At 59.8% G+C, this 19,290-nt stretch carries 13 protein-coding genes and 11 pseudogenes; 14 read left to right on the top strand and 10 right to left on the bottom strand.

All coding sequences use genetic code 11. From position 1 onward, the window contains the following. Positions 1-55 precede the first annotated feature (55 nt). From X744_RS1000000171150 to X744_RS01000000170295, 4 genes and pseudogenes are all read left to right on the top strand, one after another. On the top strand, positions 56-580 hold the full coding sequence (locus X744_RS1000000171150) for a hypothetical protein (RefSeq protein ID WP_023762355.1): 525 nt from the start codon (positions 56-58) through the stop codon (positions 578-580). A gap of 29 nt (positions 581-609) precedes the next feature. Continuing rightward, positions 610-741, top strand: a pseudogene (locus X744_RS1000000174100) (integrase); the annotation flags it as partial. A gap of 3 nt (positions 742-744) precedes the next feature. Next, positions 745-960: pseudogene (locus tag X744_RS0138360) on the top strand (transposase zinc-binding domain-containing protein); the annotation flags it as partial. 140 nt (positions 961-1,100) lie between these two features. Continuing rightward, positions 1,101-1,593: pseudogene (locus X744_RS01000000170295) on the top strand (IS110 family transposase); the annotation flags it as partial. A 727-nt stretch (positions 1,594-2,320) separates the two neighbouring features. Here the strand turns inward: X744_RS01000000170295 and X744_RS143110 are convergent. After that, complete coding sequence (locus X744_RS143110; protein ID WP_023762351.1) at positions 2,321-3,466, bottom strand: porin; 1,146 nt, start codon at positions 3,464-3,466, stop codon at positions 2,321-2,323. A 397-nt stretch (positions 3,467-3,863) separates the two neighbouring features. Continuing rightward, positions 3,864-4,526, bottom strand: coding sequence for an antitoxin Xre/MbcA/ParS toxin-binding domain-containing protein (locus X744_RS1000000172735; RefSeq protein WP_084025709.1), 663 nt, complete (start codon positions 4,524-4,526; stop codon positions 3,864-3,866). A gap of 101 nt (positions 4,527-4,627) precedes the next feature. Here X744_RS1000000172735 and X744_RS1000000175530 point away from each other — a divergent pair. After that, positions 4,628-5,110, top strand: a pseudogene (locus X744_RS1000000175530) (transposase); the annotation flags it as partial. A gap of 42 nt (positions 5,111-5,152) precedes the next feature. Here X744_RS1000000175530 and X744_RS1000000175525 read toward each other — a convergent pair. From X744_RS1000000175525 to X744_RS1000000176100, 3 genes and pseudogenes are all read right to left on the bottom strand, one after another. After that, positions 5,153-5,296: pseudogene (locus X744_RS1000000175525) on the bottom strand (IS5/IS1182 family transposase); the annotation flags it as partial. Between the two features lie 84 nt (positions 5,297-5,380). Beyond that, positions 5,381-6,343, bottom strand: a complete 963-nt coding sequence (locus X744_RS143115; protein ID WP_156938627.1) for an NAD(P)-dependent oxidoreductase — start codon at positions 6,341-6,343, stop codon at positions 5,381-5,383. Positions 6,344-6,404: 61 nt separating this feature from the next. Beyond that, positions 6,405-6,536 (bottom strand): hypothetical protein, encoded by a 132-nt coding sequence (locus tag X744_RS1000000176100; protein ID WP_023762346.1) that lies wholly within the window; start codon positions 6,534-6,536, stop codon positions 6,405-6,407. Between the two features lie 181 nt (positions 6,537-6,717). Between X744_RS1000000176100 and X744_RS1000000174095 the strand changes: the two genes are divergently transcribed. The 7 genes and pseudogenes from X744_RS1000000174095 to X744_RS1000000174090 all read left to right on the top strand — a co-directional run. Then, positions 6,718-7,509, top strand: a complete 792-nt coding sequence (locus tag X744_RS1000000174095; protein WP_245266837.1) for a FadR/GntR family transcriptional regulator — start codon at positions 6,718-6,720, stop codon at positions 7,507-7,509. 148 nt (positions 7,510-7,657) lie between these two features. Then, positions 7,658-8,329 (top strand): annotated as a pseudogene (locus X744_RS03685) (IS6 family transposase). A 345-nt stretch (positions 8,330-8,674) separates the two neighbouring features. After that, on the top strand, positions 8,675-9,679 hold the full coding sequence (gene araD1, locus X744_RS143125; RefSeq protein WP_280948968.1) for an AraD1 family protein: 1,005 nt from the start codon (positions 8,675-8,677) through the stop codon (positions 9,677-9,679). After that, positions 9,676-10,830: an alpha-hydroxy acid oxidase gene (locus X744_RS143130; RefSeq protein WP_023762341.1), complete on the top strand. Its 1,155-nt coding sequence runs from the start codon at positions 9,676-9,678 to the stop codon at positions 10,828-10,830. The genes araD1 and X744_RS143130 overlap by 4 nt, the downstream gene beginning before the upstream one ends. Beyond that, positions 10,827-11,804, top strand: a complete 978-nt coding sequence (locus X744_RS143135; protein WP_023762340.1) for a D-glycerate dehydrogenase — start codon at positions 10,827-10,829, stop codon at positions 11,802-11,804. The genes X744_RS143130 and X744_RS143135 overlap by 4 nt, the downstream gene beginning before the upstream one ends. Positions 11,805-11,860: 56 nt before the next feature. Then, positions 11,861-13,603, top strand: a complete 1,743-nt coding sequence (araD, locus tag X744_RS143140; RefSeq protein WP_023762339.1) for an L-arabinonate dehydratase — start codon at positions 11,861-11,863, stop codon at positions 13,601-13,603. 82 nt (positions 13,604-13,685) lie between these two features. Then, a pseudogene (locus tag X744_RS1000000174090) lies at positions 13,686-13,795 on the top strand (IS6 family transposase); the annotation flags it as partial. A gap of 151 nt (positions 13,796-13,946) precedes the next feature. On the opposite strand, the pseudogene X744_RS143145 reads toward X744_RS1000000174090, so the two are convergent. Then, a pseudogene (locus X744_RS143145) lies at positions 13,947-14,516 on the bottom strand (integrase core domain-containing protein); the annotation flags it as partial. A 7-nt stretch (positions 14,517-14,523) separates the two neighbouring features. Here X744_RS143145 and X744_RS03715 point away from each other — a divergent pair. Continuing rightward, positions 14,524-15,280: pseudogene (locus X744_RS03715) on the top strand (IS3 family transposase); the annotation flags it as partial. A 29-nt stretch (positions 15,281-15,309) separates the two neighbouring features. On the opposite strand, the gene X744_RS1000000174825 reads toward X744_RS03715, so the two are convergent. Then, positions 15,310-15,855 (bottom strand): recombinase, encoded by a 546-nt coding sequence (locus X744_RS1000000174825; protein ID WP_245266836.1) that lies wholly within the window; start codon positions 15,853-15,855, stop codon positions 15,310-15,312. Between the two features lie 416 nt (positions 15,856-16,271). After that, positions 16,272-17,299, bottom strand: a pseudogene (locus tag X744_RS01000000170285) (IS5 family transposase); the annotation flags it as partial. Positions 17,300-17,493: 194 nt separating this feature from the next. On the opposite strand from X744_RS01000000170285, the pseudogene X744_RS01000000170280 reads away from it, so the two are divergent. Next, positions 17,494-18,174: pseudogene (locus tag X744_RS01000000170280) on the top strand (IS630 family transposase); the annotation flags it as partial. A 21-nt stretch (positions 18,175-18,195) separates the two neighbouring features. Here the strand turns inward: X744_RS01000000170280 and X744_RS1000000172720 are convergent. Together X744_RS1000000172720 and X744_RS1000000174625 are read right to left on the bottom strand one after the other, a co-directional pair. Then, complete coding sequence (locus X744_RS1000000172720; protein ID WP_084025694.1) at positions 18,196-18,762, bottom strand: SET domain-containing protein-lysine N-methyltransferase; 567 nt, start codon at positions 18,760-18,762, stop codon at positions 18,196-18,198. A 164-nt stretch (positions 18,763-18,926) separates the two neighbouring features. Next, positions 18,927-19,289, bottom strand: coding sequence for a hypothetical protein (locus X744_RS1000000174625; RefSeq protein ID WP_198032279.1), 363 nt, complete (start codon positions 19,287-19,289; stop codon positions 18,927-18,929). Position 19,290 lies beyond the last annotated feature (1 nt).

Genomic DNA, 19,290 nt, shown 5'->3' with positions numbered 1-19,290 from the left:
CCTGGTCACACCCGGCAGCAACATCTGCGACGCGCAAGAGATCGTTCGCGCAGCCTTGAGCGAGATCGTCGTCCGCATCGAAGGTGGTGTCATCAAGATGGTCCTGCATTGGCAGGGAGGGGACCACACGGCATTGAAGCTCAAGATGAACGCCGCCGGCAAGCACCGCTGGACAGTCCCCGAGGATACTTTGACGCTGGTCCGCGAGCTGGCGCGCCTGATGCCCGACCGCCAGATCGCGCGGCTCCTCAATCGCGCCGGTAAGCCGACAGGGCGAGGCAATGGCTGGACCCAGGCGCGGGTCTGTTCGTTCCGCAGCCATCACGACATTGCCGTCCACCGCGCGCGCGAATGGGCTGAGCGGGGCGAGATTACGCTTGAAGCGGCCGCGCAAATCATGGATGTGAGCATGATGACGGCGCTGCGCATGGCCCGCCTCGGCATCATCAAAGGGCGGCAAGTGTGCTATGGCGCGCCTTGGGCATTCAAGGCGGCGGATATCGCCGCCTATCGTATGCAGAATGCCCCGCAGCCTCCGCTAACAGCCGATCCCGCCCAACAGCGCTTTGATTTTCAATGACATAGAAAGTGAGCAGTATGACCTCGTGGCTGCTCGGGCATGCCAAGCTCAACAACACCGCCCTTTACGCGAAGGTGGCGACCCGGACGGTGCGTGCCGTGACGAGCCCGCTCGGCAAGCTCGGGCTGTTCAAGCCGGGAGAGGTCTCGCCCGACATCTGAGCCGTGCGCGCCTCGATCGAGGTCGCCGACATCTTCCGTGCTGCCGGACCCGCTTACCGGGCCGCCCATGCAGGTCACCTGAGCCTCGCCCAGCTCAAGGTCATGTCGGCGATCGAGTATTGCCGCACCGCAGCCCTTGGCGGTCACGTCGAGGCTTGCGAGGACTGCGGGCAATGGCGGATCACCTACAACTCCTGCCGCAACCGGCATTGTCCCAAGATCCTATGGGCTGGTGGATAGCGACCTGCCGTCAGGCAGAATGGCGTTGCTTAAACCCACTCATTCTGGAGACGACAATGCAACAGGTTGCAAATCGGCCGGAATAGGCCGCTCCGGCACGAACCGGCGAGCGCTTCCGGATTATCGTCATCCAAGAGGCTGGACTAGACGGCTTCTGGATCCATCGGGTGCTTCAGGGCGAAGCGATCGAGAGCCACGTGGTCGACGCCGCCTCGATCCTGGTGTCTCGGCGACGCCGGCGGGCGAAGACCGAAGATCGACGGCGAGACCCTGGTACGGACCTTGCTGGCCTACAAGCGCGGCGAGCCGAGGGTCTGTTCCATGGTCAAGCCGCCGAGCCCCGAGGAAGAGGATCGCCGCCGAATCTGCCGGGAGCGCAAGACGCTGATCGCCGAGCGGGTGGAGCACGTCAACCGGATCAAGGGGCTGCTGTTCGCCCAGGGTGTCGGTGACTATGAGCCGCTGCGTCGCGACCGGCGCGCCAGGCTCGAGGATCTGCAAACGGGTGATGGTCGCGCCTTACCTTTCCACCTGAAGGCACAGGTTGTGCGTGAGCTCGACCGGCTTGAGCTGATCCTGGAGCAGTTGCAAAAGGTCGAGGCGGCGCGCGACGGTCGCGCAGTGAGATCATCCCCGAGCAACACAGGATCGGCAGAGGCTAAATCTCGGGAACAATCAGTGAGGCAATCGAGAACATCCGAGTGAGGCAACGGCATTGTTCTCGCGACATAACGATGGGGCGCAACGCCCCGAAACGAACCCGCCGGACCTCAACCTGCCCCCCCGCCTTCCATCACGACGGATCGACTGCCGGCGCCTGATGAGGCGTGTTAAAAACACGCAGCAAGGCCGCCGAAAGCTCATCGCCGTCCATTAAATGGGCTAGGTTCAACGCTTGTCAACTGATCGGTGGCCTTCCAGCAGGCCAGCCTAATTCGCTGGCCTTCGGCGTAGCTCTCGGCAACGGCTTCAGCGTTAAATAGATGCCGAGCTACTTTGCCATTCTCGACGACATAGAAACTCCATTGGCCGTCGACATTTCTCAATCGCACGTCATTCGGTTCTCCGGCAACCATCTCCATCATCCATTTTCAGCAATCAAGAATGACGAATGACAGTGAAAGTCCCAAGCCGCTGGCTCTAGGATGAAGGGCGCCTTGGTCAAGGGCGCCCTTCGCATCGGCGGCAGGCTTCGATCCTGGAGGTGCGGACCTAGGCACTTCGAAAGGAGCCGCCGAAGAGCACTTTTGCGCATACCGCCGAGCCAACCCCGGCTCGACGGACGGTCTAGCGCCCGCAATCGTATGCTGCGGGCGCCATGCTCCAACGATGCGAACCGTCAGAACGAGCGCTGGAAGCGCAGGATGCCGCCGATGTTGTTTTCCTTGTCGGCCTTGGTCCAGTTGGTGACGGTGTCTTCGCCAACGTGCAGGTAGTCGACTTCGGCGGTGATCTTGAGGCCCTTGACGATTTCATAGGCAATGTTGGCGGCGACGCCGAAATTCTCGCCTTCGTCATAGGAGAGCTGAGCGTTGAACGAGGTCTTCTCGTTGATGGTGTAGGTACCGCCGCCCCAGATTGCCCAGTTTCCGCTCCATTGCTTGTAGAAGCCGCGACCGTGCGCGTCGATGACATTGCCCGCGTCGTCGTTGAGGTTGTCGTCGGAGCCGTAGCCGCCCATGATGAACAGGGACAGGTTGTCCATCGGCTTGACATCCAAGCGAACCTTGCCTGCCACTTCTTCGTAGTTGCTGTCGTAACCCACGACGCCGGTGATGGCGCCCCAGCCCTGCGTGTACTTCACGCCGCCGACGACATGCGGAACATAGCTGTCGATGGTGCCGACCACGCCGGAGCCTTCTTCGAGCGAGACCACGGCCGAGAAACCATTGCCGGCGTCGAAATAGTACTGGACGACGTTGGTGTCGAAGTCGCCATAGGGAACCAGCGTATCGTTGATGACGTTGCCGGCGTAGCCGATGAACGTATCAAAGGCCGATTCGTCCTTGCCGACGCGCAGTCCACCGAGTTGGATCCAGGCGAAGTTCAGTGTAACGCCCTTGTTGTAGGCATAATTCTGCGGGCTATCCGGGCCAGAATAGTTGTTCCGGTTGCCGAAGTTGATGCGAGTTTCCGTGTAAGTCTTCAGCGTGCCGAGCTCGGTTTCCTGGGCCGTCCAAGTCTTTAGGTTGAAGCGGGCGTTCTTGCGCCAGGTAGGCTGGTCGCTGCCGTCCTGCACGTCGTGGGTCCTTGCACCATCGTATGAGCCGACGTCACCACCAGCGATGTCGTAGCGGACATAGCCGCCGATGCGCAGGCAGGTTTCGGTGCCAGGGATGTAGAAGTAACCGGCGCCATAGACGTCGCAGATCTTGACGTATTCGGCAGGTTCGGGCTCGGCGACGACCACCGCGTCAGCGGCGCGCGCGCCGGTGACCGCGGCCAAAGCCGCAGCGGAGCCGAGAAGAAGGCTCTTGATTTTCATTTTTATCTCCAGTCAAAAGATTAAAAAAAGGGCCAGGGCATCTTCTTTGCTGAAAGACGCATCCCTCCCCATTCCCCAGGATCGAAAAAGATGCGCGTCGCGCTGCTTCTTCGCAGTTTGACGCTATCCGCGATATTGAATAATGCAATATATGCTGCGTGCGACGCAGAGATATATACGCCAACAGTTGCAATTAAGTCACGAAAATCAAATATATACTGTGCAATTTGCGCAAACTATACAAACAGCACAAGCTGGACATTTCGTACGATACTGCAAAATACATTGCGCAGCGCGTAGTGGCGCGCGCGACCCTCAATGGGCTTTCGCAGGCTCACAAAGGGGACGAACCGATTGCCGCGGTGCACGGATTTGCAGTGGTTTCGTCAATTGGACTTCATGTCGAGGAAAAGTCTCGTGCGGCCAAGATGACTTCTGCAGCCAGATCTTGCCGGAGCATCTCTATCGGAATTCGGCCATCAAGCCGAGGTGAAGGGGAGGTCAGCCAAAGCCATGCCGGTCTGGGATTGGGGATCAAGGAGAGCACTTGTCGTATCCCCGGTGCAGGCCTGCCGTCGATGAACTGAGCCAAGGGGAACACATGCTTGCGCGCGCCTTTCCGCAACGCAACTACATCATTGTGCCGTTGCCACCAATGCAATGTCGATCGCGGTATGCCGAAGTGTTCTTCCAGATATGTGGGCCCTGCAACCTGACCCGCCCAATCTTCAATGCGCAGGCAATCGCTTTGCTGATCCCGCACTTTTACTGCGCACCCATGCGTGACCTCGGTTCGTCCCGTGAGCGAATTCGCCTCACGGGCGAGCCTCCGAACAAATTCGGAGGCCAGGGCGGTCAAATCGTCATGAATCCCTTGCGGGCGCCTTGCATAAAGTGAATCGGCGGCAGTGATATTGCCAGTCCCCATATGCGATGAGATTGAAGTCCTTTCCTTTATAACCTCCTCGTGCTGAGCCAGAACGCGCTGGACCTCTTTTGCAACCAAGCTTGAAAGCTCGTCCTGGCGAGGTTCATTTCCAAAATCAAATGATTTTGTCATGTGTGGCTCCCCTGCCGCGTAATAGGCTGCGCGATCGAACCGACGGAAGACGAAGCGCAATCTGACCAATATCGCCAATGAGGAATGTGAGCGAGTTGCAATTGCTGCCGAAACCAGCCGAGCGAGGACGTAGGCAGAGCGTTGACCTGCGCGAAGTTCTCAAGGCGATCCGCTACGTAACGCGCGCGGGCGGCGGCTGGCGATTGCTTCCGAGGGACTTTCCGCCCTGGCCGGCGGTCTACTGGTTGTTCCGGCGCTTTGTACGGCTGATGCTGCGTTGCACTATCCACAACATCGCCCTGATGGATGACCGCGAGCGGGCGTGGCGCGAAGCCAACTCGAGCCCCGGTATTCTCGGCAGCCAGACCGTCAAGGCAGATGCGCCGGGCGCCTAGCGAGGCTATGATGCGACCAACAAGGCAACCGGACGCAAGCGCCACATCGCGGTCGACACTGACGGGCGGCTGCTGATGGTCAATCACAGGCCGGCCGAAATCTCTGACAGCGCCGGCGCGCACCTCGACGCTACCCGCAATCGCTGCCCATGCATCAAGCATCTTTCCGCCGACCGCGCCTACGATCGGGCAATTGCTGGACACGGCCGTTTTCCTCGATTCGTCATCGAAGTGGATCATGACTACGGAGACGTCGATGCGTCGTTTGTAGTCGCGCACGAGGCGGCGCCAACGTATGAGCCAGCCGAACGTTCTTTCGACCATGCAACACCTGAGCAGCGCCTTGAAGCCGGCCTCGGTATCGATACGGCGCAAACCTCGCCGTGGGCAGTCTTTTGATGCGCAGAATCAGCCACTGAACCAATTCCCCAACGGGCTCTTAATTAACGGTCGGCGAATCTAGTCACCCAGCATCAGTTCGCGCCCTCTCGCGCTCGGCCGCGGCTCGTCCGTCAGTTGCGGGATGGCCGCCTCGGAGAGCCCAGCGGCGATGGCGTCGGCCATGACGGTGGCGACGGCGCGGCCCATCACGCCAGGCTCGGTCGCCGCTGCCAGATAGCCAATGTCCTTGGCCGCGTTGGCGACCGAGAACTGGAACTTCATCTCGCGCTCGTTGACCCAGGGCATGATCATCTGGAACGCGCCGCTATTGGCCCCACCGACACTGACAACCTTGAAGAGCGCCTGGGTATCAACGCCGAGCTTGCGAGCCGCCGCCACCGCCTCGATGACCACGGCCGAGCACCCGATGGTCATGAAATTGTTGATCAACTTGAGCTTGTGTGCCGACGCGATGGGACCAATCGGGAAGATGTTTTCGGCGAAGTATGCAATGAAGGGTTTTGCCGCCTTGATGTCAGCCTCAGCTCCTCCGACTAACACGTTCAACCTGCCGGCGTCGGCGTCGCGCGAAGTGCGCGTCAGCGGCGCGTCGATGAAGCGAATGCCCTTCGCCGCCAGAATAGCGGCGATCTTCAGGGTCGAACCCGGCTCCGATGTCGTGCAGTCGATCAGCAGCGAACCCGTCCCTAAGCTCTCGGCCAGACCGCCTGCGCCTAGCACGATCTCCTCGACCTGCCGTGACGACGGCAGGCATAGAAAGACCACGTCACATTGCCTTCCTAGTTCAGCCGCTGAGCCCGCTTCGCTTGCTCCGAGGCCAATCAACTCTTCGACCGGCGCGCGCCGTTTGTGCCCGAGCACGATGAGATGACCGCCCTTGCTGACGATGTTGCGCGCCATGCCGCGCCCCATTGGCCCGAGGCCGACGAATCCGATGACGCTGTCGTGAGTTTGGACGTCCACCATTGTACATCTCCTCAAGTGCGAATTCCGATGCTGGGCTTTCCCACCGGAGGTCAACTGACTCGTTTGCCCGTCGCGGCGTCGAAGACATACTCCAACTCCGCCATCGCCTGACCGATTACCTGATCCAGGGCGTTTCGGACAGTTTCCAGTCTGAGAAGGTGATTGTGACGGGATCGGCTGCTGGCGCGCCGTCGGCGATGCTTATCGCGGCGACAAGTACCGCGACAAATTTAAGGCCCTTCGACATTCTGCACCCTCCCTTGAGTTCGCCGCCGTTCGCGGCGATCCATGCGCGATGCAGGACCGCTACGGAATCCGCTCGCTCATATTACTATTATAGTATGGGTATTGAGTCAAATGCGTTGCGCTATTGCCCGATGATCGGGTGCGTGCATTTGCCGAATCCTAATACTATAAGGACCGGTTACGTGAAGAACGAGGCGCAGGAGCACAATGTGTCGATGGTTGAGAAACGGGCGAGCAGAGACGTTTTCGGGGGATCGCGAACGATGGAAGCCAACCGACGCCTCAATGGCTCTGTAGCTCACAAGCTGGCGATCTTGATTATCACTGGTCGACTCCAGCCAGGTGAGACGCTGCCAAACGAGGATGAGCTCAGCGCCTCGCTATCGGTTTCGCGAACTGCCTATCGCGAGGGTATTAGGACGCTCGTTGCAAAGGGGCTCGTCGAAACAAGGCCCAAGACGGGCACAAAAGTCTGTCCACGCTCGAAATGGAGCCTCCTTGATCCCGATGTTCTCGCCTGGCATCTCGAATCCGAGCCAAGCTACGATCTCATCGTTTCTCTATTCGAAATTCGCGAGGTGATGGAGCCGGCGGCCGCCGCATTTGCAGCGCTGCGGCGCGATGATCTCGACATTGGGACCATGGCAAGTGCGCTCTCGAGCCTCGAGCATGTCCGAATAGGCTCGGCCGAAGGACTCGAATCGGATCTTGCCTTCCATCGTGCGTTGCTGAGGGCGACCCGGAATGAGCCTTTGTTCGCGCTCTCGAGCGTCATCGAATCAACCATGCGCTGGTCGGTCCGGCTGACCTTGACCGCTTTTCCCGACGCCCACGAGGATTCGCTTCCCGATCACAAAGGGGTGCTCCAGGCGATTATCGCGCAAGACGCCGCCCTGGCCCATGCGCGAATGAAACTGCTGGTCGAGAAGGCGTTGGCGAACACGTTGCACTCGCTGGAAGCCCTGAAAAAATAGCCTTTCATACTTTTCTCTTTACTCATACTATAATACAAATTAATGCCATGAAAGGTGCGTCGGACGGCGCGTGTCGACTGGCTCTGTCGCAAACCTTTCGGTAGGCGGACTATGGCATAGAACGCCCTCAGCTTTGGAGGAGTATGTGATGTTCAAGGGCCGCCATTTCGACCAGTCGGTGATCCAGCTGTGCGTACGGTGGCACCTGATGTACAAGCTCAGCCTTCGCGAAGAGATGGCCGAGCGCGGCTTGAACGTCGATCACTCCACCGTGTATCGCCGGGTCATGCACTTCTCGCCGCAGCTGCCGGAGTGCTTCAACCGGCGCAAGCGGACCGTCACCGGCAAGTGGCACGCGGACGAGACCTACATCAAGGTCCACGGCAAGTGGATGTATCTCTACCGCGCCATCGACACGGTCGAGTTCTTCTTCAGCGAAAACCGTGACCTGCCGGCAGCCAAACGCTTCCTCCGCAAGGCCCTTGAGCGCCATGGCCGGCCGGATCGCATCCTCATCGACGGCAGCCAGACAAATCACGAGGCGATCCTTCCCTCCGATGCTGAAAGCCGTTTGCAGGATCGATCGCGGCGATCGCTGAAGCCGATCCGCACCCGCCAAAGCCAGTACCTCAACAATCGCATTGAGCAGGATCATCGACGGATCAGGTGTCGCATTAGCTCCATGCTCGGCTTCAAGGCGAAGGCGACCAAAATTATCTGTCTGGCATCGAGATGATCACATGATGCGCAAACGACAGGCGCAGTATGCCTACAATCCCAGCCCTCAATCGCCGAGCAGTTCACCATCCTCACGGCTTAGAACGCCGACGCGATTCCTGCCATCCTTTGTCCCGTTTCGATCTTTGCGACAGAATCCTTCTTCTTGGCTTGTTCATATCTCCTGCTCGGAAAAGTAAAATTATGCGAGCATACCATGTGCACAGCCCTGGCGGGCGTGACTGGCAATACGGTGCGCGAGTGCTTCAAAGCGGCATGCTTGTCCAATGCGTTCAAGCATCAAAAGCCGCTTTCGGTGAATGTTGAAAACTATGAGTAATAGTCTTTGGCTAGGGCCGGTAGCAACTTTCGCTGCTTCCGCGATCTCGCTTGTGACAAACGCGCGCAATGCGCCGGCACAAGAGGAAAATGGGGCAATGGTCGAAATATGGAAGGGCAGAGTATGAGACTTATTCAATACATCACAGCGTCCGGCGTCCGTGCGGTTGGTTTGATTGTGGAGAAAAATTCTCCGGTGCGAATCGTCGGTGCGTCCTCGGTTCGCGAAATGGCGCTCCGGGCCGTGGAGGAAGGGCAGACACTTCAGCAAAGTCTGAGCGGTTATGCCCTCGGCGAAGCCGTCGACTATGCCGCCGTTATCGCCGAGCGACGGTTGTTGCTGCCGCTGGACCACGAGGATGCCGCACGTTGCGTCATCGCGATTACCGGCCTAACGCATCTGGGCTCCGCGCAGTCGCGGGCTGCGATGCATGCCGAGATGGACAAGGGTGACCTCACCGATTCGATGAAGATGTTCAAACTGGGCGTCGAGGGCGGGAAACCGGCGCAGGAGGAAATCGGCGTCCAGCCGGAATGGGCCTACAAGGGCGACGGCAATTGGGCCGTGCATCCCGAGCATCCGATCGAGCTTCCCGGTTATGCCGACGACGGCGGCGAGGAGGGTGAGATCGTCGGTCTCTATGTGATCGGCTCCCGCGGTCAAGTGATCCGCGTCGGATATGCCTTGGGTAACGAATTTTCCGATCACGTGATGGAGCGCAAGAACTATCTTTGTCTCGCTCACTCGAAACTACGGCAATGCTCCTACGGCCCCGAACTGCTCGTCGGCGATCTTCCGGAGAATGTACAAGGCGATATTCGCGTTCGCCGTAACGAAGAGGTCATCTGGAACGCGCCGCTGCTCTCGGGCGAGGCGAACATGAGCCACTCGATCGGCAATCTCGAACAGCACCATTTCAAATATGCCGGGTTCAGGCGTCCCGGTGACGTTCACGTTTATTTTTTCGGAGCCAGTGTCCTGAGCTTCTCGGCAGGCCTTACCCCAATACCCGGCGACGTTTTCGAGGTGGAGTGCCCGCTGTTCGGTGCGCCCTTGCGCAATCCGCTGGCGGCGGGCGAACCGGACAGGCCTATCGAGGTCTTGCAACTGTGAGCACTCCCGTCAACATCGCCGGCTTGCGACAGCATGCACAACGCCGGCTGCCACGCATGTTCTTCGATTATATCGACGGCGGAGCATTCTCAGAGGCGACGTTGCGCTGCAACGAGGTCGATTTCGATGCATTGGCCCTGCGCCCACAGATCCTTCGCGATGTTTCCCGACGCGACCTTTCCGTGTCGGTGCTTGGACAAAAACAATCGCTTCCACTGATCCTCGGACCGGTGGGGTTTGCCGGCATGTTCTGGAAGGAAGGCGAAGTTGCCGCAAATCGCGCGGCGGCCGCGGCAGGCATACCATTCTGCTTGTCCACCATGTCGATCTGCCCGGTGAAGAGGGTCTCGGCAAGCGCCGAACGACCTGTTTGGTTCCAAAGCTACATCCTCCGCGACCGAGGGCTGTCAAAAGCATTGCTTGATCGGGCGGCGGCCTGCGGGGTGACGGTGGTGGTGGTCACTGTCGATACCGCCGTTTCCGGCCTCCGAGAAAAAGACGTAGCGAACGGTTTCCGATTGGCCTCCAGGCTCGGACCACGGGCAATGCTCGATCTGGCGCGCCATCCATCCTGGTGCTGGCAGATAGCCGGAAGGGGCATGCCCTTGCTCGGCAACTTCCCGGCCGAGACCGGCGCGACGCTCATGTCGCAGTCGCAACGAATCACCGCGAACATCGATCCTGCGCTCACGTGGGCCGATCTGGCTGAACTGCGAACGAACTGGCCGGGCAAGCTGATTGTCAAGGGCATAATGACGGCTGATGACGCGGAGCGCGCCTTGGATGTCGGCGCCGACGCCATCGTTGTCAGCAATCATGGGGGACGACAACTCGACGGCGCACCGTCGACCATTTCCGTTCTGCGCCGGATCGTCGAACGAGTCGCGGGTCGGGCCGAGGTATTGCTCGATGGCGGCATCCGCCGCGGCAGCCAGGTGGTCAAGGCGCTGGCTCTCGGCGCTGATGCAGTTCTTCTGGGCCGCGCTTATGCTTTCGGATTGGCTGCGGAAGGCGAGGCCGGTGTCTCGCGCGCCATTGAGATGATTGCGACAGAAATCGACATAACGCTTGCACTGATGGGATTCAACAGCGTGGCCGAACTGCGCGCCGCAGGATTGGACGCATTCGAGAAAACGGAGGGGAGGCCATGAGCAAGGCCAAGATAGTGATTTCGCGTAAACTGCCGCAGGCGGCCCTGGCGCACGCGCGGGAATTGTTCGATGTTGCCGAAGGACCGGCGGACCGTGACATGACCTGGGAGGAAACCCTCGCGGCGCTGGAACGCGAGCAGCCGGCCGGTTTGGTTTTTGCAAACAATATCGTGCTCGACGGGGCTGCAGTCGCTTCCCTGCCGGCATGTCTAGCGGTCGCGGCGACTGTCAGCGTGGGTTTCGACCATGTGGACGTAGCCGCAGCCAAGGCACGAAATCTAATGGTCACGAACACACCCGGTGTCCTGACCGACTGCACCGCAGATTTCGCGATGCTCCTGATGCTGGGGGCGGCACGCCGCGCAAAGGAATATCTGGCGATCGCCGGCGAGGGTTGGCCGCGGGTGCTTGGAGCCAACGAGATGCTGGGTATTCGCCTGTCCGGCAAGACGCTTGGCATTCTGGGCATGGGCCGCATCGGCCAGGCGGTTGCGCGTCGAGCGCACGGCTTCGGCATGTTCGTCCTCTATTCAGATGTCAAACGTCTCGATCCCGCGACCGAGGCAGGGTGCCGCTACTTCCCCGATCCCGAGGCCATGCTACCGGAGTGCCATTTTTTGTCGCTTCATGCGCCAGCGATGGATGAAACCCATCGCTGGCTGAATGCGAAAAGGCTGTCGTTGTTGCCCCGCGGCGCCGTGGTCATGAACTCGGCGCGCGGTGTACTGGTCGATGAAGACGCGCTGCTGGAGGCATTGAAATCGGGTCACATTGCCGCCGCCGGATTGGACGTCTTTGCCCATGAGCCTGGCGGCAACCGGGAATTGATATCCACGCCCCAAGTCTTTGCCACTCCCCATATGGCGAGCGCCACGCTGGAAACCCGCACTGACATGGGCCTCCGCGCGCTGGACAACGTAGCTGCTTACCTCGGGCGGGGACAAGCGCTTGATCCCCTGTGGAGACTGCAATGAACGCGATCGAGATCATTCGACCGGCGGCCCAACAAACTTAACGAAAGATTGAGACGATGACCTTTGAGAAGAAGACTTGGCCGCGAAGCTTGCGGTCGCAGGAATGGTTCGGTGGAACCGGCAAGAATGCGATTATGCATCGCTCCTGGATGAAGAACCAGGGACTTCCCGCAGATACCTTCGATGGCCGGCCAGTCATCGGCATCTGCAATACCTGGTCGGAACTGACGCCCTGCAACGCGCATCTTCGCGAACTTGCCGAACGGGTAAAGCGTGGCGTGTTGGAAGCGGGCGGATTTCCTGTGGAGTTTCCGGTTTTCTCGTGCGGGGAATCCAACCTCCGTCCCACGGCGATGATGTTCCGCAATCTCGCCGCCATGGATGTCGAGGAGGCCCTGCGCGCCAATCCTGTCGATGGCGTCGTGCTTCTGACCGGCTGCGACAAGACCACACCCAGCCTTCTGATGGGCGCGGCCAGCGTCGACCTTCCCGCCATCGTCGTTTCCGGGGGGCCGATGCTGAACGGGAAATGGCGCGGCAAGGATGTAGGCTCGGGCACCGCCATCTGGCAGTTCTCCGAAATGGTCAAGGCGGGCGAGATGACGCTTGCCGAATTCATGGATGCCGAACAGGGCATGGCCCGGTCGGCGGGGCATTGCATGACCATGGGTACCGCCAGCACCATGGCGACGATGGCCGAAGCCTTGGGTATGACCCTGCCGGGCAATGCCGCCATCCCTGCCGTAGACGCGCACCGTCGGGTGCTGGCGCACCTGTCGGGACGGCGGATCGTGGACATGGTCAAGGATGACCTAAGACCGTCTCACGTTCTGACCAATGCCGCGTTCGAAAACGCTATCCGGGTGAACGGCGCGGTCGGCGGATCGACCAATGCCGTCATTCATCTTTTGGCGATCGCCGCACGGGTGGGCGTGCCGTTGTCTCTCGACGACTGGGACCGGATGGGCCGCGACGTGCCAACCATTGTGAACCTTCAGCCATCCGGCAAGCACCTGATGGAGGAATTTTACTATGCCGGGGGCCTGCCCGTCGTGATGCGCACTCTTGGCGATCTGGGGCTGTTGAACAGGCAAGCTTTGGCCGTAAACGGCAAGCCGATCTGGGAGGGCGTAAAGGATGCCGAGAACTTCAATAGCGACGTGATCCTTCCGCCCGAAGAGGCATTGACCCCGCAAGGCGGGATAGCCGTTCTACGGGGGAACCTCGCTCCGGACGGCGCGGTCCTGAAACCATCGGCCGCAAGTCCGCAGCTGATGCAGCATCGCGGGCGCGCGGTCGTATTCGAGAGCATCGAGGACTACCATGAGCGCATCGGCCGGGACGACCTCGACATCGACGCGTCCTGCATCATGGTGCTGAAATATTGCGGGCCGAAGGGTTATCCCGGCATGGCAGAGGTGGGAAACATGGGCCTGCCGCCGAAGCTCTTGAAGCAGGGCATCAAGGATATGATCCGAATATCCGATGCACGTATGTCGGGCACGGCCTATGGAACAGTCATCCTTCATGTCGCGCCCGAAGCCGCGGCCGGCGGACCTTTGGCACTGGTTGAAAACGGCGACATGATCGCCGTCGACATTCCTGCGCGCCGGCTCCATCTGGACGTATCTGACGAGGTCCTGGCTGCACGGCGCGCCACATGGACTTCACCCGTCAGGCAATATTCCTCAGGGTATGCCGCGCTCTACACCCAACATGTCCAGCAAGCGAATCTTGGGGCAGACCTGGATTTGTTGGTGGGGCCGCGCGGATCGCATGTCGAGCGGGATTCACACTAGGCCCAACAAATGGGCTCTGTCGCAAACCTTTCGGAAAGCGGACTATGGCATGGAACGCCCCTCAGCTTTGGAGGAGTACGTGATGTTCAAGGGCCGCCATTTCGACCAGTCGGTGATCCTGCAGTGCGNCTTCGCGATCTGGAAGAGATGATGGCCGAGCGCGGCTTGAACGTCGATCACTCCACCGTGCACGACCTGTAAAAAATCCTGTCTGGACCTAAAATATGCTATGATGTTGGTATGACCTGCCACGGGTAATTTCCTCCAGCTGAGATTAGAGTCCGGCCTCGAGTGATCCGATACCATTCTTTGGACCGCCGGAAGGTGGAGTTTTCCGGCTGTTTCACGATGGCGGGCTGACGGCGCCATCGGGATTGATCAACGAGATCGGAACCTTGTGCCCGATTGCGCCATGTGGGCGCACCTCGTTGTAGTATCTGCGCCAATCCTCCAACCTTTCGGCCGCGTCGGCAAGCGTCAGGAACCAGTGGGCGTTCAAACATTCCGCCCTGAAGCGGCCGTTGAAGGCTTCGATGTAAGCGTTGTCCGTTGGCTTTCCCGGTCGCGAGAAGTCGAGCGTGACGCCCCTGGTGTAGGCCCACAGGTCGAGCTCGCGGGAGACGCACTCCGAGCCTTGATCGACCCGGATCGTCTTTGGATAGCCGATCTTGGGGCAGACCTGTTCCAGCATCCTGACCACATCCTCGGCGCGGTAACTGAAGCGTGGGTCGAGCACCGGCACGTAGCGTGAGAACGTATCTACGACCGTGAGGACCCGGATCTTCTTGCCCGTCGCGAGCTGGTCGTGAACGAAGTCCATCGCCCAGACGTCGTTGGGTTCGACGGCTGGCTGGCGATCGTCTCGCAGCTTCGCCTTCACCCGGCGCTTCGGCGTCTTGTTCCTCAGTTGAAGCTTCTTTCAAAAAATGGTAGGGCCCGCCGCCAAGCGCGAAGCCGTCGCGCATCTGCAGGCCACGATGGGCTTGTCGGAGCGGCGGGCCTCTTCCTTTGTGGGCGCTGATCGCAAGATGATCCGGTATCGTTCTTGTCGCCCACCTGAGACGGAACTGCGCGGCCGGCTACGCGACCTTGCCAACGAGCGCCGGCGCTTCGGCTATCGGCGGCTGTTCATTCTGCTCGGGCGCGAGGGCGAGGCATCGGGTATCAACCGCATCTACCGGCTGTACCGCGAAGAAGGACTGACCGTGCGCAAGCGACGCTCCAGGCGCCGAGCGGTAGGGACGCGGGCTCCGATCCTGGTCCAGGCGAAGCCGAGTGCACGCTGGTCGCTGGATTTCGTCCATGACCAGTTCGCCTGCGGCCGGCGGTTCCGCGTGCTCAACATCGTCGACGACGTGACGCGCGAATGCCTGGCGGCGATCCCGGACACGTCGATCTCCGGCCGCCAGGTGGCGCGTGAACTGACGGAACTGATCGCCCACCGCGGCAAGCCCGGCATGATCGTCTCCGACCACGGCACCGAGTTCACCTCGAACGCGATCCTCGCCTGGTCGAAGGATCATCGGGTGGAATGGCACTACATCGCGCCGGGCAGGCCGATGCCAGAACGGCTATGTCGAGTCATTCAATGGACGGATGCGCGATGAGCTCCTGAACGAGAGCCTGTTCTTCGGCCTGGATCACGCCCGCAGTGCCATCGCTGAATGGATGGAGGACTTAAATCCTGTTTCATAACACCCATCTGTTTATGTCGTTGAAGTGAATAGGTTTTGCTGATCTGGATGCGATCCCGTGGGGTATTTTGGGTTTTGCCGCGCGCGATGAACGATGCGCTGAGCCGCCGGTTCGTCAAGCGTTGATCGGCTGAAGATCCATGGACCATCCGGCAGAGGATGAACGCCTACGACCTCGCCCGCCTCGGCGGCGAGCCTGAGGGTCTTCGGTGCAACGCCGAGAAGGCGCGCCGCCTTGTTCAGGTTAAGCCATGGCTCTTTGCCGTCCGCCGCCGGCCGGAAGACAGGGATCTTATGATGCGACCTGTGCGCGGTGACCCGTTCGCGTGTCCATCGATTGCCGTGGCCGGTCACCAGCCCATTGCGGTTGAGGATGCCGGCAATCAGATCATCATTGGCGATGAGCACCAGTTGGCGGACGGCCGAGATGATATCGCCGGACGTACTGTTGCGCTGTCCACGGCGCCGCTTCGGCAGGCGCAGTTCAGTATGGACGCCGCCAACCCAATGGATCAGGAGAACGATCTCTGACGCTTCGTCATCGATATCGGCGATCACCTTCCGGATGACGGTACGAACGATGCGTTTCTTGAGCCTTGCATCCGTCGTCGGCGCTGCCCACACAGCCTTGAGATCGGCGGCGAGCGCGGTGACGTGTATTGGCGACAGAAGTGATGGCTCCGATGTCGAGGCATCATGCGCGGCAATCCTGCTCTCGATCTCGCCGACACGCGTAAGCGCCCGGTTCCATCGCAACTCCAGTTCCGCCGCGACCAGCCGGTTCTGCGGATCGATGGCGTCGTATTGCCGGAATGCCCAATCAGCGCTGTAGCGTGCCGCCTCGAGATCGCGCACCAGCGCATCACGAAACTGATCGCGACGGCTGGCCGCTTGTGCTTCGGCCTCGACGGCTGCGGTAATCGCTCCCGGCTCGACAACCCGCAGAAGAGCTTCCTCGATAGTATAGCGCGCTCGTGGCCGCGATAGCCCTTGTCGACATAGATGCGGTCCGGGTCGACGCCGCCGATCTCCACCGCCTGATTGACGGTCGCGGCGAGCGTATGGCCGTCATACGGATTACCCTCGAAGGATTTGGCGGCCAGCACGAGGCCTTCCCGGTTCGTCGTTGCGATCCCGACCTTGCAGCCAAACTCGTAGGGCGTACGGGCTTTGCCTTTCGAGATGCAGACCACCTCGGGCGCATGCAGTGAATAGAGCTTGTTCTTGTCTTTCGGCTTCTGGACTAGCAGCCGCTCGACCAGCCCGAGCAATCGAGCAAACCTGACCTCGAGTTCGGCATTGCCGGCGATCTTGCGGCTGATGTCGCGGAACACGCGTCCGAGATAGGTGCGCAGGCGCTTCAGTTCGCGTCGCATCCGGCGGAACTGCCGGGCGTGGGCATAGCGGCCGGCGCGAACCGCCGCGGCCTTGGCGAGTCGGGTGTGGCTCTGCCTGAGCACGACGCCATGCCCCTTCGCCTGGCGAACCAGTATCTGGATGGCCTTCAGGTAAAGCCGGCTGTCGGTCGGATGGGCATCGCCTTCGGCTGCACCGTGGTGTCGATGGTGATCCGCTCCAGCGAGTTCGGCTTGGCCGTCCCGGTGTCGAGTGCAACCTCGACGCTCGCCTTCAGCATTTCCTCAAGCCCCTCCGGCCCGATCCGCTTGCGCCAGCGCGTCATCGTGCTGGCGTCGATCGGCGCCTCGTGCTGGAAGAACTCGAAGCCGCAGAAATACTGCCAGTAGGCATTCTCCACCCAGCGATCCACCACCTCCTCGTCCGACAGGTCATGGACGTGCTTGAGGTAATGCAGCCCGACCATCAACCGCGTCGGCTTGGCCGGCCTGCCGACCGGACGGTAGAAGCGGCCGAACGTCTCATCGAACCGTGCCCATGGCATCAGACCTGAAAGCCGGACCAGCGGGTGCCTCATGTTGATGATCGCGTCCAGACGTTCGCGGAAGAGGTCATTCCTGTTGCGTGACGGACGGGATGGCAGCATCGCGAAAACACCGGAAAGGGACAGGATCGGATTCGATTTCCGGCATTTTCCAATACTTCAAACCCCTTGGGAATCCCTGCAACACAAGGCTTCAAGCTATTTTTCAGGCCGAACGCCTTACGGCGGCTGCGCGAGCGAATGGCTGTTGCTATAGCGCGACAATCTGGGAGAGACCTCTCATCCTGATCGCCGCGCCGCACCGCTCGGAGACGTTCAAGTTGTCGAGCGATCCGCTGTTCGTCGACAAGGTGCGCGACATCGTCGGGCTCTACCTGTCGCCACCCAATAGGGCGCTCGTGCTCAGCGTCGACGAGAAGAGCCAGATTTAGGCGCTCGACCGTGAGCAGCCCGTGCTGCCGATGATGCGGGGCATGCCCGAGCGTCGGACACATAGCTATGTCCGGCACGGCACCACCTCGCTGTTTGCAGCGCTCGACGTCGCCTCCGGCTTCGTTATTGGCAAGTGCTACAAACGGCACCGGGCCACCGAGTTACTGGACTTCCTGAAGCAGGTCGATGCCAGTATTCCGCCGGACCTCGACGTCCACATCGTCATGGATAACTACGCGACTTATAAAACCGCGTTGGTTAGGTCATGGCTGGCGCGACGGCCGCACTACCATGTCTACTTCACGCCGACATCGGCATCCTGGATCAACCAGGTAGAACGCTGGTTTGCCGAACTCACCCGCAAGCAGTTGCGTCGCGGCGTCCACACCTCGACCAGCCAACTCGAAGCCGACATCCGCTCCTTCATTGAGCGGCACAATGAGAACCCAAAGCCCTATCGCTGGGTCAAATCCGCCGACGACATCCTCTCATCAGTCAAGCGCTTCTGCCAAAAGGCCGAGCAGACCTTATGCAGCGAATTTTAGATTCATATGACTAGACTAAGACTAGGAGCCAACCAACTTTGCAAACATTCCTATCCCCCTCGGAAACCGTCCAGAGTTCCGTTGGAGATAGGGAGCGTAGAATCCTGCCGAGAGCATCGGATGATCCGGAGGCAACGTGAAGAAGCCTCCGGCTGATTTTCGGCAATTTGCCGCTGAACAAAGACAGACTGGTACCGCGATACTCTCGCTCTCTGAGGTAGCATAATCCCAGGTCAGTTCGACGTCACGAGAGATTTCCTGAATAGCGATAAAATCATAGGCTCCGAATCGGTTAGGCACGATCGCTAGATTGGGATTACAAGAATGGTTCGAACGGATAGCTGGCTCCTCAAACAGAGCATGAACATTCCAATCCATTTGAATCGTGTATATCGTCCTAACTTCCTCCAAGCGGTCGATTAACCCAATCATAACAACCTCGCCGGGCATGAATTGACGAGAAGCGAAGACGCCATGCCCTTTATTGCTGTCTGTATCAACGATTTTTGTGTTACGCGCATTTATCATTCTTGCGCACTCAGCATAATCGCCCAATATAGAATATGAGTTCTTTTTTTTATTTGGCATAATGCAATCCTTGTTGGTTAGTCGCAGATTTAGAGCATTTATTGGTTTCGAACGCCTGTCGTGTGAATGGCGGCTGGCGGTACCGGTTCGGCAACGAAGGACATTCAAGATTCGTGCCTGTTAGGCTGACACGAGCTGAAGCAAGAGGTTTCATTGCTGTTCAGCTATTCTTCCCGAGGCAGGACATGAAAAGGCTGTGCAACCGGTGGGGCGGACTCGACAGACCCGACAGAAAATGTCGGTAAGCGCTCAATTTTCTGCACCAAGGCATTGGTGAGCAGGATCGCAGAGATCAATGCAAGAGATCTGACGAACCTGGCAGTGGAAAGCTTGCGGCCATCACGGGACTGGCGAACGGCAAGCGTCAGTTTGACCCGGTCGCGAGGCCCGTGCGGCGCGGCAATCCCGACCGGAGTTTCAATCCGCCGGCGGCGCGTTCCTTTTCGGGGGCGTTCGTCTGGGTATGCCGGTGGTTTTTCCTGTTGGGGAGGAATCACTTTGTGCCCGGCCGCCACGTAACCGATCACC

It is taken from the genome of Mesorhizobium sp. LNHC252B00 (assembly GCF_000502955.1).
Classification (GTDB): Bacteria; Pseudomonadota; Alphaproteobacteria; order Rhizobiales; family Rhizobiaceae; genus Mesorhizobium.
This window is presented reverse-complemented; position numbering and strand designations above follow the sequence as displayed.

Coding starts and splice junctions, on each gene's coding strand:
- X744_RS143110 (WP_023762351.1), bottom strand. CDS start 3,466: ATGAAAATCAAGAGCCTTCTTCTCGGCTCCGCTGCGGCTTTGGCCGCG.
- X744_RS143135 (WP_023762340.1), top strand. CDS start 10,827: ATGAGCAAGGCCAAGATAGTGATTTCGCGTAAACTGCCGCAGGCGGCC.
- araD (WP_023762339.1), top strand. CDS start 11,861: ATGACCTTTGAGAAGAAGACTTGGCCGCGAAGCTTGCGGTCGCAGGAA.
- X744_RS1000000176100 (WP_023762346.1), bottom strand. CDS start 6,536: ATGTCGAAGGGCCTTAAATTTGTCGCGGTACTTGTCGCCGCGATAAGC.
- X744_RS1000000172720 (WP_084025694.1), bottom strand. CDS start 18,762: ATGCCAAATAAAAAAAAGAACTCATATTCTATATTGGGCGATTATGCT.
- X744_RS1000000172735 (WP_084025709.1), bottom strand. CDS start 4,526: ATGACAAAATCATTTGATTTTGGAAATGAACCTCGCCAGGACGAGCTT.
- araD1 (WP_280948968.1), top strand. CDS start 8,675: ATGGAAGGGCAGAGTATGAGACTTATTCAATACATCACAGCGTCCGGC.